This is a genomic window from Escherichia sp. E3659 (genome assembly GCF_005781135.1).
Lineage (GTDB): Bacteria > Pseudomonadota > Gammaproteobacteria > Enterobacterales > Enterobacteriaceae > Escherichia.
This window is the reverse complement of record NZ_VATQ01000002.1, coordinates 409767-422097: the sequence shown is the minus strand read 5'-3', so window position 1 is coordinate 422097 and position 12331 is coordinate 409767. Positions and strand designations below refer to the sequence as shown.

Sequence of the window (12331 nt, the reverse complement as noted above, 5' to 3'; positions counted from 1 at the left end):
TATTGTTCTTTTGGAAGGATAGCTTGCGTCAATGGTTGTTGAGCTAAAGACTGAGTGTGATCTACTGCACATAAATAAACGCATAAAAAAAGCCGGCATCATGCCGGCCCAAAAATATAAACAAGACGATAAAAGGCTAATAACGTAGTCATCATGACACAGAAAACAAAAAAGGTATAATTGTATTCAATGCCTATATATTCAAAATATGAATTAATCAATTATGCCCAAACAAAAAACAAATGCCTTCTGACTTGTTTTTTCTGCACATAATGTCACTGGTTAAGATTCATATATTTGTTCAAAAAATGAGTGAGACTTGACTGGCTCGACCGATGTGGAAAAATGTGACTTTTATCACATAACAGTATAAGTCTGAATTTTCCGGGTTATCTCAAAATGGAGTATGGTTCGACAGCAATGGAAGAAAGACTCTCTCGCAGCCCTGGCGGCAAACTGGCTTTATGGGCTTTCTATACCTGGTGTGGTTATTTTGTCTGGGTAATGGCGCGTTACATCTGGGTAATGAGCCGCATCCCCGATGCCCCCGTGTCTGGATTTGAAAGTGATTTAGGTTCAACTGCGGGTAAGTGGTTAGGTGCGTTAGTGGGATTTTTGTTTATGGCCATGGTCGGTGCGTTGTTAGGCGGCATTGCCTGGTACACGCGACCTCGACCCGTACGTAACAGACGCTATGAGTAAAAACTGCTAAGGTTGCGACTCTTTGGCAGCGGAGCGCATATGGACTTACAACACTGGCAGGCACAATTCGAGAACTGGTTGAAGAGCCATCATCAGTATCAGGACGCGGCCCATGACCTGTGTCATTTTCGCCGCGTCTGGGCGACGGCACAAAAACTGGCGGTAGATGAAGACGTGGACATGCTGGTGATTTTAACCGCCTGTTATTTTCACGATATCGTGAGTCTGGCGAAAAATCATCCGCAACGGCAGCAATCTTCAATGCTGGCAGCAGAAGAGACGCGTCGCCTGCTATGTGAAGAGTTTGCGCAATTTCCAGCGGAGAAAATAGAGCCCGTTTGTCATGCCATTGCCGCACACAGTTTCAGTGCGCAAATTACGCCCTTAACGGCGGAAGCTAAAATCGTGCAGGATGCGGACCGGATGGAAGCCTTAGGCGCGATTGGCCTGGCGCGTGTGTTTGCGGTTTCAGGCGCGTTAGGTGTGGCGCTGTTTGATGGCGAAGATCCGTTCGCGCAGCATCGCCCGCTCGATGATAAACGTTACGCGCTGGACCATTTCCAGACCAAGCTGCTAAAACTACCCCAAACGATGCAAACCGCAAAAGGCAAACAACTGGCGCAACACAACGCCCGTTTTCTGGTGGAGTTTATGGCCAAACTTAGTGCGGAACTGGCGGGGGAGAATGAAGGTATCGATCACAACGTGATTGATGCGTTTTCGTCAGCTGACTGCGCGCGTGGCCCTAAACCGATGTAATTATGTTAACCTGTCGGCCATCTCATATGGCCGGTTAAATCTATGCAGGAAAATATTTCAGTAACCGATTCATACAGCACCGGGAATGCCGCACAGGCAATGCTGGAGAAACTGCTGCAAATTTATGATGTTAAAACGCTGGTGGCGCAACTTAATGGTGTGGGTGAGAACCACTGGAGCGCGGCGATTTTAAAACGTGCGCTGGCGAATGATTCGGTATGGCACCGTTTAAGTGAAAATGAGTTCGCCCACCTGCAAACGTTGCTACCCAAACCGCCAGCACATCATCCGCATTATGCGTTTCGCTTTATCGATCTCTTTGCCGGGATTGGTGGCATCCGTCGCGGTTTTGAGTCAATTGGCGGTCAGTGCGTATTTACCAGTGAATGGAATAAACATGCGGTGCGCACCTATAAAGCCAACCATTATTGCGATCCGGCAACTCATCATTTTAATGAAGATATCCGTGACATCACCCTGAGTCATAAAGAGGGCTCGAGTGATGACGCGGCGGCGGAACATATCCGTCAGCACATTCCTGAACACGATGTTTTACTGGCCGGTTTTCCTTGTCAGCCGTTTTCACTGGCTGGCGTATCGAAAAAGAACTCGCTTGGGCGGGCGCACGGTTTTGCCTGCGATACCCAGGGGACGCTGTTCTTTGATGTGGTGCGCATTATCGACGCTCGTCGTCCGGCGATTTTTGTGCTCGAAAACGTTAAGAACCTGAAAAGCCACGACCAGGGTAAAACGTTCCGCATCATCATGCAGACGCTGGACGAACTGGGCTATGACGTTGCCGACGCAGAAGATAACGGCCCGGACGATCCGAAAATCATCGATGGCAAACATTTTCTACCACAGCACCGTGAGCGCATCGTGCTGGTGGGCTTTCGTCGCGACCTTAATCTGAAAGAAGATTTCACCCTGCGTGACATTAGCGATTGTTTCCCGGTGCAGCGAGTGACGCTGGCGCAGTTGCTGGACCCGATGGTCGAAGCGAAATATATCCTGACGCCGGTGCTATGGAAGTATCTCTATCGCTATGCGAAAAAGCATCAGGCGCGCGGTAACGGCTTCGGTTATGGGATGGTTTATCCGAACAATCCGCAAAGTGTCACGCGCACGCTTTCTGCCCGTTATTATAAAGACGGCGCGGAAATCTTAATCGATCGCGGCTGGGATATGGCGACAGGTGAGAAAGACTTTGACGATCCGCAGAATCAGCAACATCGCCCACGAAGATTAACGCCTCGCGAATGCGCGCGTCTGATGGGCTTTGAAGCGCCGGGAGAAGCGAAATTCCGTATACCGGTTTCTGATACGCAAGCCTATCGTCAGTTCGGTAATTCGGTGGTAGTACCGGTCTTTGCCGCGGTGGCAAAACTGCTCGAGCCAAAAATCAGACAAGCGGTGGCGTTGCGTCAGCGAGAAACACAACATGGCCGATGTTCACGATAAGGCCACGCGTAGCAAAAATATGCGCGCGATTGCCACGCACGATACGGCAATCGAGAAACGTCTCGCCAGCCTGTTAACTGAGCAGGGGCTGGCGTTTCGTGTTCAGGAGGCCAATCTTCCCGGACGTCCGGATTTTGTCCTTGATGAATTTCGCTGTGTGATATTTGCCCACGGTTGCTTCTGGCACCATCACCATTGTTATCTGTTTAAAGTCCCCGCCACGCGAACAGATTTTTGGCTGGAGAAGATTGGTAAAAATGTCGAGCGCGATCGGCGCGATATCAGTCGTTTGCAGGAACTCGGCTGGCGCGTGTTGATTGTCTGGGAATGTGCGTTACGCGGGCGGGAGAAATTAACGGACGCGGCACTTACCGAGCGTCTGGAAGAGTGGATCTGCGGCGAGGGCGCCAGCGCGCAGATCGACACTCTGGGGATTCATTTACTCGCTTGATGCATCCTGAATGACGGGAGCGACAACGGGTTTTGCCGGGAAGAGATATTTCCCCAACGTGACCAGTACCACGGCGAAAACAATCACTCCTAGCGCCAGCCATTCAATCTTCGACAGCGTTTCGCCGCCCAGACCCGTACCCAGCAATACCGCGACCACGGGATTAACATAGGCGTAGCTGGTGGCCAGAGCCGGACTGACATTGCGGATTAAATACATATAAGCGTTGATGGCGATAATCGAGCCAAACAGCGTCAGATAACCGACTGCAAGGAAACCAGAAAGCGAAGGGACTGCTGTCAGTTTTTCACCCGCAATCATCGACGCAATCATTAACACTACGCCAGCCGCCAGCATCTCAATGGCACCGGCCATCATCCCTACCGGTAAGGTAATGCGTGAGCCATAAACCGACCCAAACGCCCAGCTAATTGAGCCGATTAAAATCAGCATTGCACCCCACGGGTTACCGCTTAAATTACCGCCACTATTGAGCATGATGATCCCGGCAAGCCCAATGGAGATACCCACCCATTCCAGTTTGCGCGTTTTAATGCCAAACAGGCGGCTGAAGCAAAGAGTAAAGAGTGGCACCGTTGCCACCACCACGGCGGCAATGCCGGAAGGGACGTTTTGATGTTCGGCAACCGTCACCATACCGTTACCGACAGCCAGCAGTAACAGGCCAATAAGCGCGGCGTTGAGCAGGGGACGTAGCGGCGGCAATTTGTGCCCACGCAGCAGTAAAAACGCCATCAATAAAATACCTGCTGCCAAAAATCGCACCCCCGCCATCATTAACGGTGGCCAGCTTTCAACGCCAATCCGAATGACAAAATAGGTCGAACCCCAAATGATATACAACGCAAACAGCGCGCCAAAAAGCGGTAACAACTGGCGGAAACGCATAATCCCTCACGGTGGAAATAAAAAGGTGGTTCATAGTAAACGTGAAAATCATTCTGCTGGCGAGAGATATAATTGAGCTTGATTGTTAAAAAAATGTTGACCTGTGAAGCAAGTATCAGGCAAGCCGATTTTGCTTCATACTTAGCGCGTCAACGATAAACATGAGAGGGAATGCTTTTGGCCGGGAGTAGTTTATTGACGTTGCTCGATGATATCGCCACTTTGCTGGACGATATCTCCGTGATGGGCAAGCTGGCGGCGAAGAAAACCGCCGGTGTATTAGGGGATGACTTGTCGCTTAATGCGCAACAAGTTTCAGGTGTGCGTGCCAACCGGGAACTTCCTGTGGTCTGGGGCGTGGCGAAGGGATCGCTAATCAACAAAGTGATTCTGGTGCCGCTGGCGCTGATCATCAGTGCATTTATCCCGTGGGCAATTACGCCACTGTTGATGATTGGTGGTGCGTTTCTCTGCTTTGAAGGGGTAGAGAAAGTGCTACATATGCTGGAGGCGCGTAAACACAAAGAGGATCCGGCGCAGAGTCAGCAGCGTCTGGAAAAACTGGCGGAGCAAGACCCGCTCAAGTTTGAAAAGGACAAAATAAAAGGGGCCATTCGCACCGATTTTATTTTGTCTGCGGAAATTGTCGCCATAACGCTGGGCATTGTGGCGGAAGCGCCGCTGATTAATCAGGTGCTGGTGCTCTCAGGGATAGCTCTGGTGGTAACGATTGGCGTGTATGGCCTGGTGGGGATTATCGTTAAGATTGATGACCTGGGTTACTGGCTGGCAGAAAAGTCCAGTACGTTGATGCAGGCGTTGGGTAAGGGGCTGTTGATTATCGCGCCCTGGCTGATGAAAGCATTATCGGTTGTCGGCACGCTGGCGATGTTCCTGGTTGGTGGCGGTATTGTGGTGCATGGCGTTGCGCCGCTGCATCATGCCATTGAACATTTTGCCGGACAGCAGAACGCGCTGGTGGCGATGATATTACCGACTGTTTTAAATCTGATTCTTGGATTTATCATCGGTGGCATCGTGGTGCTGGGAGTGAAAGTGGTAGCGAAAATGCGCGGCCAGGCACATTAAAATTCACATTGGCTGTTATGCAAAATTCGCCATCCTCGACTAAGGTGAACAAGTTTCACTCGAAAAAAGGAGGCGAGTATGAGCTTTATGGTTAGTGAGGAAGTCACAGTAAAAGAGGGCGGCCCGCGGATGATTGTCACCGGGTATTCCAGCGGTATGGTTGAGTGCCGGTGGTATGACGGTTATGGGGTCAAGCGGGAAGCTTTTCATGAAACCGAGCTTGTTCCGGGGGAGAGGAGTTGTTCGTCGGAAGAAGTTTGAAAGTGTGCAATTAACACCAGGCCGGATGTGGCGTTCACGCCGCATCCGGCAGTTGTGCCAGTGTCAGTATCGAATGCCTGATGCCTCGTATCATGCCTACATTATAAAATTATCGTTGTTTGGCGGTACGCTATCGCCAGGTTATGCCAGAATCATTAAAAAGCAGGTTGGGAGTCGTCAGGGTGCAGCACGAGACAAAAATGGAAAACCAGAGCTGGCTAAAAAAACTCGCGCGCCGCCTGGGGCCTGGTCATGTCGTTAATCTGTGCTTTATCGTGGTGTTGATCTTCTCCACTTTGCTCACCTGGCGTGAAGTTGTGGTGCTGGAAGACGCCTATATCTCCAGCCAGCGTAATCACCTGGAAAACGTTGCCAACGCGCTCGACAAGCAATTGCAATATAACGTCGATAAACTGATTTTTTTGCGTAATGGAATGCGTGAAGCTCTTGTTGCGCCGCTGGATTTCACTTCTATGCGAAACGCTGTTATCGAGTTTGAACAACATCGCGACGAGCACGCCTGGCAAATCGAACTCAACAGACGACGCACTCTGTCAGTAAACGGTGTCTCGGATGCGTTAGTGAGCGAGGGAAATCAGCTTTCTCGCGAAAATGAATTACTCGACAATGAAATTACCGCCGCACTGGAAGTCGGCTACTTACTGCGACTGGCGCACAACTCTTCTTCGATGGTTGAACAGGCGATGTATGTCTCGCGCGCCGGATTCTACGTTTCGACGCAGCCGACGTTGTTTACCCGAAATATCCCTACGCGTTACTACGAATTTGTCACACAACCCTGGTTTATCGGCCAATCAGAACGAGAAAATCGTCAACGTGGCGTACGTTGGTTTACCTCTCAGCATGACCATAACAATGTTACTGAACCGCAGGTCACCGTAAGCGTGCCGGTCGACAGTAATAATTACTGGTATGGCGTGTTGGGGATGAGTATCCCTGTGCGCTCAATGCAGCAATTTCTAAAAAACGCTATTGATAAAAACCTGGATGGCGAATATCAACTCTACGACAGTAAACTGAAATTATTAACTTCCTCTAACCCGGAACACTCGGCGGAGGATCTCTTTGATCCTCGAGAGCTGGCATCTCTGGCGCAGGCTATGGAACACGATACGCGCGGTGGCATCAGGATGAGCAGTCGCTATGTTAGCTGGGAGCGACTGGACCATTTTGACGGCGCATTGGTGCGCATTCATTCGCTCAGTGAAGGTGTGCGTGGTGATTTCGGCAGCATCAGCATTGCGTTAACCCTTCTGTGGGCGCTTTTTACGACGATGTTACTTATCTCCTGGTATGTGATTCGCCAGATGGTCAGCAATATGTTTGTCCTGCAAAGCTCGTTGCAGTGGCAGGCGTGGCATGACACCTTAACGCGCTTGTATAACCGTGGCGCATTGTTCGAAAAAGCGCGTCCGCTTGCTGAATTGTGTCAGATACACAAACATCCGTTTTCTGTCATCCAGGTCGACCTTGACCATTTTAAAGCGATTAATGACCGCTTTGGTCATCAGGCAGGCGATCGTGTGCTGTCGCATGCTGCCGGATTAATCAGTCATTCATTGCGTTCACAGGACGTTGCCGGCCGCGTGGGCGGCGAGGAGTTTTGTGTGATTCTGCCTGGCGCTAACCTGGCGCAGGCAACGGAAGTGGCCGAACGTATTCGCCTGAAGCTGAATGAAAAAGAGATGTTGATCGCCAAGAGCACGACCCTACGCATCAGTGCTTCGCTGGGGGTGAGTAGCAGTGAGGAAACTGGCGATTATGATTTTGAACAATTACAGTCTCTGGCCGACCGACGGTTGTATCTTGCAAAACAAGCGGGGCGCAATCAGGTTTGCGCCAGCGATAGCCCTTAACTGGCCGTGAAAAAGTGATCCAGCCCTTCGCGCCAGCCTTCCGGTCCTTCTCGCTGTGTCCGCCAGACACGGGCCGGATCCTCATTTTGCAAATGCACGCCTTCCCGGTTTAGCCCTTTTACGATCACCACATAATCCATCACTTCCAGTAATGGTGCGTCATTTGGGCCATCGCCTAAGCCAAGCGTGGTCGGACGTTTTCCACTCGATTGCTGATATGCCGCAATGATCCAGTTGGCTGCCTGATCTTTCCCGGCTGAGACATCCAGCACATGCCAGAAACGCGCACCTTGCACAAACTGCAAGCCCAGTTCATTCAGGCGAGCGGTAAATTGCGCCATCCGCTCGTCAGTGTCGCGCCAGATAAGCGTGACAGAAGCCTCATGCAACTGCGTCAGTGCTGCCTGGCTGTGGCTTAAGCCAGTCCATTCAGCGATGGTTGTATCATCCACGTCATCAAAGGTGGTGAATTTGAAGTGTTCTTTCTCACGCAGCGTATTTAATACCAGGCTGATTTCACTATGAGCAATCCCCGAGATGATGCGTGGAAAGCCGTCCAAATCCTGCCAGTGTTGATCCAGTTGGATCACCGCGCCGTTCTCTGCAATGAGTGACAATCCTTGCAGACCTAACATCTTTTGCAGGTACAGCATCTCAGCCGAGGTTTTACTACTACACAGGATCACGGGGATATCCGCTTCCCGCAGGCGGATTAACCAGGAGGCGGCAGGTTGCCAGTCATAGCTATGGCTGTCCAACAGGGTGCCATCAAGATCGGTAAAAATCAGCAGCGGTTGATGAATTGAAAGCATGATCGCGCAGTACTCCCCTTGCCTGGATGTTTCTTAAAACAGCACGAATAATAAAAAATCGTTTTTCGGGAGCGATCACGTGAACGCCAGAGCCTTCAAGGGGTGACGTGGATCACACTTCCATTCATAAGTGACGTTAATCATTCATATCAAGAATATTTTCTTGTCAGCATAAAAAATTGCGGATAAGGTGATGAACGCATCAGATTTCCTGGTGTAACGAATTTTTTAAGTGCTTCTTGCTTAAGCAAGTTTGATCCCGACCCCAACAAGGGCCGGGATTTTTTTATGACGCATTTAGCGATTCACTTCAGAGACGCTAAAGTCATGAATATCAAGTTCAAAGGCATCGGCTAATTCACGCCATGTATGATATTCACGGCCATCGACGCTGACGTGTTCTGAATCGTTCTGGCTGCGATGAACTTCGCTTTCGCTAATTTCATTGATCGCCGCCAGCAGGGCATCGACATCGACGCTGACCTCACGTTTTGCAGTATCGCTGTACTCTTTTGCGGTTTTCATCATCTATCCTCGCAACCGTTGCTTATATGTTGCTGCCGACACGTCATGTCAGCCAGGCATTTCTTAAGTATAGACCGTTGAGAAAATCAGCACTCGCACGCGCCTGGCGCTGTCAGAAAAACGAAATTGTTCTAAACTGGCACAAAGCCACAGGAGGAAAACGATGAAGGTGAATGATCGGGTAACAGTCAAAACGGATGGCGGTCCGCGTCGTCCTGGCGTGGTACTGGCAGTTGAGGAGTTTAGTGAAGGCACAATGTACCTGGTTTCGCTGGAAGACTACCCGCTCGGCATCTGGTTCTTTAATGAAGCAGGGCATCAGGATGGTATCTTTGTGGAGAAAGCAGAGTAATTTCTGTCAGCCTGACTGGTGGAATACCACCAGTCAGTATGCCCTAGCGCATGTTGACAAAAATACCATTTGTCACATTATCCGTCAGTCGGACGACATGGTAGATAACCTGTTTATTATGCGTTTTGATCTTACGTTTAATATTGCCTTTATGCGATGAAACGGTCTTGGCTTTAATATTCATTTGGTCGGATATTTGAATCGTTCCCTGGCCAGCCATCCACATTCGCAACATACTCGATTCGGTCCGGCTTAATGATAGCGTTGGCATATTTAAAATGCTGGCCATCGTTGTCTCTTTTTTCAGAATATCGCCAAGGATATCATCAAGAGATTCCGGTTTAATCGATTTGGAACTGATCAATAAATTTTTTCTGACCAATAGATATTCATCAAAATGAACATTGGCAATTGCCATAAAAACGATAAATAACGTATTGGGATGTTGATTAATGATGTACTTGATACGTTGACTGTTAGAAGCATCGTGGATAAAACAGTCCTCATTAATAAACACCACTGAAGGGTGCTGTGAATCACAAGCGATGGCAAGGTCATCAACGGTTTCAATGTCGTTGATTTCTCTTTTTTTCACCCCTCTACTCAACAGATACCCGGTCAAACCCAGCCGGGTGTAACTACATAAATCCATAATAATCGTTGACATGGCATACCCTCACTCAATGCGTAACGATAATTCCCCTTACCTGAATATTTCATCATGACTAAACGGAACGACATGGGTCACCTAATGCGCCACTCTCGCGATTTTTCAGGCGGACTTACTATCCCGTAAAGCGTTGTATAATTTGCCTGGAATTGTCTTAAAGTAAAGTAAATGTTGCGATATGTGAGTGAGGTTAAAACAAATATTTCGCCACAGGAGTATCCTGGAAGATGTTCGCTGGTATTATTTTTCAGATAATCCTTAGGATAACAAGAGAAACATTAGGGAATCATATTACAGGCAATTCGCTGATAATATCCGCCAGCAAATTAAAAATTTCACTAAATAAATGTTCGCAAAAAGGAGCAATTAACGGCATTAATGCCGCCATTAATGAGATGCCGACAGTCAACGTTAATGGAAAACCAATAACAAAAATTGATAATTGCGGGGCCATACGATTCAATAAACCTAATGCCAGATTCAGGGTCAGCAACAGGGTAATCAGCGGTAACGCCAGCATCAGCCCGTTAAGGAAAATCAAACTCCCTGCTTTGGTGAGTGCCAGAAATGCATTGCTGTTCAGCGGTTCGCCACCAATGGGTAGAGTGTGAAACGTATCGACCAGCAGTGAAATCAACCATAAATGACCGTTAAATGTCAGGAACAGCAGTAACGCCAGCATATCCATAATGCGCGCTAAGACGGGCATATTGAGATGACTGCCAGGATCGACAAACGTCGCAAATGACAGCCCCATTTGCAGACCGATAATTTCGCCAGCGGTTCGCACAGCGGCAAAGGCAAATTGCATGGTAAAGCCAAGTGCAATGCCAATCAGGATTTGCTGCACCGCCAGCCATAGGGCATAGAACGAAAAAACGGCAACATCGTTGGCGGGTATTGTCGGAGCAATGGCGAACGTAATCATCATTGCGAGGCCCAGTTTTACCCGTTTTGGTACGCTGCGTTCGCTCAAAATGGGCGCGGTGGAGATCAGCGCCAGCACGCGCAGTAATGGCCAGAAATACAGGCTTAACCAGGAAAGCCATTGATCGCTTGTTACCTGCAACATTACATCGATTACCCGATGATATACGGCAGGTTAGTGAATAAGGTACGAACGTAATCCAGCAACAGGTTGAGCATCCACGGTCCGGCAATAATAATGGCGATAAATACGGCGATGATTTTCGGAATAAACGACAGCGTCATTTCGTTAATCTGCGTGGCGGCCTGCAAAATACTGATGATAAGGCCAGTGACCAGCGCCACCAGCAACAGCGGGGCAGCCAGTGCCAGCGCGACTTTCATCGCTTCTGTCCCCATCATCATGACCGATTCGGGTGTCATTTGGCCTCTCTAGCTGTAAAAGCTTTGTGCCAGTGAACCGACCAGCAATTGCCAGCCATCCACCAGTACAAACAGCATCAGTTTAAACGGCAGAGCAATGGTCGCGGGGGGAACCATCATCATCCCCAATGCCATCAACACGCTTGCAATAACCAGGTCGATAATCAAAAACGGAATGAAAATCGTGAAGCCTATCTGGAAGGCGGTTTTCAACTCGCTGGTCACGTAGGCCGGGAGCAAAATGCGCATCGGTACTGCTTCAGGTCCCTGCAACGGGCCGGTATTCGCCAGCCTGGCAAACAACCCTAAATCCGCCTCGCGGGTCTGGCGCAGCATAAACTCACGCAGTGGCTGCGCCCCTTTTTCCAGCGCCTCCTGCATTGATATTTTCTCTTCGCTGAACGGCTGATACGCATCGACATAAATTTTGTCGATTACCGGAGACATAATAAAAAAGGTCAAAAACAGCGCCAGCCCCAGCAATACCTGGTTGGGCGGCGCGGAGGGCGTTCCCAGTGCGTTACGCAATAAACCAAAAACAATGATGATGCGGGTGAAGCTGGTCATCATCAGTAAAATTGCCGGAATAAAAGTCAGCGAGGTGATGAACACCAGCGTCTGCACCGGGAGTGACCAGCTTTGTCCACCGCCAGGCAGCGGCTGGCTGGTGATGCCAGGCAGTTGAGCAAAGGCGAGGGGAGTAAACAGCCAGAGAAGGGCCGGTGCGGCAGACAAGAGACGACGCATCAGGCTCTCCCGCCACGCTTAAGTAAATTTTTCATGACCGACTGAAAATCGGCTTGAGGTAAATCTTCCGTTGGCGCAGAAGGGGGAAGTTTATGCAGCAGATTGATTTGCCCGGCAGTAACACCGAGCACCAGTCGTGCATCTTCCACATCGACCACCACGACCCGTTCACGCGCCCCCAACGAGGCACTTGCGCTGACTTTCAGCCCGTTCGTGCCATTACGTTTGGGAGCAAATCCCAGCCTTTTTACCAGCCAGGCCGCAGCGAGGATCAGGACAATAATGGCAATTAGCGCGCCGCTCACCTGAAGGAGCGGAGCAGCAGAAACCGGCGCGGAAGGTTGTACAGTAGCGTGGTTATTCATC

The 12331-nt window shown here is 49.7% G+C and carries 16 protein-coding genes; 8 read left to right on the top strand and 8 right to left on the bottom strand.

Annotated elements, in window-relative coordinates; all coding sequences use genetic code 11:
• Window positions 1–420 precede the first annotated feature (420 nt).
• The 4 genes from drpB to FEK47_RS02830 are packed head-to-tail and all read left to right on the top strand — an operon-like array spanning window position 421 to window position 3373.
• Entirely contained in the window at window positions 421–702 is a 282-nt protein-coding gene (gene drpB, locus FEK47_RS02845; protein WP_254446237.1) for a cell division protein DrpB, read from the top strand.
• A 39-nt stretch (window positions 703–741) separates the two neighbouring features.
• Window positions 742–1461 carry a phosphohydrolase gene (locus tag FEK47_RS02840; RefSeq protein WP_135487625.1) on the top strand — a complete coding sequence of 240 codons (720 nt, stop codon included), beginning with the start codon at window positions 742–744 and terminating at the stop codon, window positions 1459–1461.
• A 42-nt stretch (window positions 1462–1503) separates the two neighbouring features.
• Window positions 1504–2922, top strand: coding sequence for a DNA-cytosine methyltransferase (gene dcm / locus FEK47_RS02835; protein WP_138183092.1), 1419 nt, complete (start codon window positions 1504–1506; stop codon window positions 2920–2922).
• A complete protein-coding gene (locus FEK47_RS02830; RefSeq protein ID WP_130257626.1) occupies window positions 2903–3373 on the top strand; it encodes a very short patch repair endonuclease in 471 nt (156 codons plus the stop codon). The genes dcm and FEK47_RS02830 overlap by 20 nt, the downstream gene beginning before the upstream one ends.
• Here FEK47_RS02830 and yedA read toward each other — a convergent pair.
• Complete coding sequence (gene yedA, locus FEK47_RS02825; RefSeq protein ID WP_135487626.1) at window positions 3362–4282, bottom strand: drug/metabolite exporter YedA; 921 nt, start codon at window positions 4280–4282, stop codon at window positions 3362–3364. The two genes, FEK47_RS02830 and yedA, sit on opposite strands and share 12 nt — an antisense overlap.
• 171 nt (window positions 4283–4453) lie before the next feature.
• On the opposite strand from yedA, the gene FEK47_RS02820 reads away from it, so the two are divergent.
• The 3 genes from FEK47_RS02820 (at window position 4454) to dgcQ (ending at window position 7509) form a co-directional block, all read left to right on the top strand.
• A complete protein-coding gene (locus FEK47_RS02820; RefSeq protein WP_135487627.1) occupies window positions 4454–5371 on the top strand; it encodes a DUF808 domain-containing protein in 918 nt (305 codons plus the stop codon).
• Window positions 5372–5449: 78 nt separating this feature from the next.
• Entirely contained in the window at window positions 5450–5632 is a 183-nt protein-coding gene (locus FEK47_RS02815) for a DUF2158 domain-containing protein (protein ID WP_130216455.1), read from the top strand.
• A 182-nt stretch (window positions 5633–5814) separates the two neighbouring features.
• Complete coding sequence (gene dgcQ / locus FEK47_RS02810) at window positions 5815–7509, top strand: cellulose biosynthesis regulator diguanylate cyclase DgcQ (RefSeq protein ID WP_135405103.1); 1695 nt, start codon at window positions 5815–5817, stop codon at window positions 7507–7509.
• Here the strand turns inward: dgcQ and FEK47_RS02805 are convergent.
• Entirely contained in the window at window positions 7506–8321 is an 816-nt protein-coding gene (locus FEK47_RS02805; protein ID WP_135487628.1) for a mannosyl-3-phosphoglycerate phosphatase-related protein, read from the bottom strand. The genes dgcQ and FEK47_RS02805 overlap by 4 nt on opposite strands.
• Before the next feature lie 297 nt (window positions 8322–8618).
• The gene (gene yodD, locus FEK47_RS02800; RefSeq protein ID WP_000844800.1) at window positions 8619–8846 is read right to left on the bottom strand and encodes a peroxide/acid resistance protein YodD; all 228 of its coding nucleotides are present in this window, start codon (window positions 8844–8846) and stop codon (window positions 8619–8621) included.
• Window positions 8847–9009: 163 nt separating this feature from the next.
• Between yodD and dsrB the strand changes: the two genes are divergently transcribed.
• On the top strand, window positions 9010–9198 hold the full coding sequence (dsrB, locus tag FEK47_RS02795) for a protein DsrB (RefSeq protein WP_000867217.1): 189 nt from the start codon (window positions 9010–9012) through the stop codon (window positions 9196–9198).
• Window positions 9199–9241: 43 nt separating this feature from the next.
• On the opposite strand, the gene rcsA is transcribed toward dsrB, so the two are convergent.
• The 5 genes from rcsA to fliO form a co-directional block, all read right to left on the bottom strand.
• On the bottom strand, window positions 9242–9865 hold the full coding sequence (gene rcsA / locus FEK47_RS02790) for a transcriptional regulator RcsA (RefSeq protein WP_130216461.1): 624 nt from the start codon (window positions 9863–9865) through the stop codon (window positions 9242–9244).
• 289 nt (window positions 9866–10154) lie between these two features.
• Window positions 10155–10940 carry a flagellar biosynthetic protein FliR gene (gene fliR / locus FEK47_RS02785; RefSeq protein WP_135487629.1) on the bottom strand — a complete coding sequence of 262 codons (786 nt, stop codon included), beginning with the start codon at window positions 10938–10940 and terminating at the stop codon, window positions 10155–10157.
• Between the two features lie 8 nt (window positions 10941–10948).
• Window positions 10949–11218, bottom strand: coding sequence for a flagellar biosynthesis protein FliQ (gene fliQ, locus FEK47_RS02780; RefSeq protein WP_000187358.1), 270 nt, complete (start codon window positions 11216–11218; stop codon window positions 10949–10951).
• A gap of 9 nt (window positions 11219–11227) precedes the next feature.
• Entirely contained in the window at window positions 11228–11965 is a 738-nt protein-coding gene (gene fliP, locus FEK47_RS02775; protein WP_130223627.1) for a flagellar type III secretion system pore protein FliP, read from the bottom strand.
• A complete protein-coding gene (fliO, locus tag FEK47_RS02770; protein WP_135487651.1) occupies window positions 11965–12330 on the bottom strand; it encodes a flagellar biosynthetic protein FliO in 366 nt (121 codons plus the stop codon). The genes fliP and fliO overlap by 1 nt, the downstream gene beginning before the upstream one ends.
• Window position 12331 lies beyond the last annotated feature (1 nt).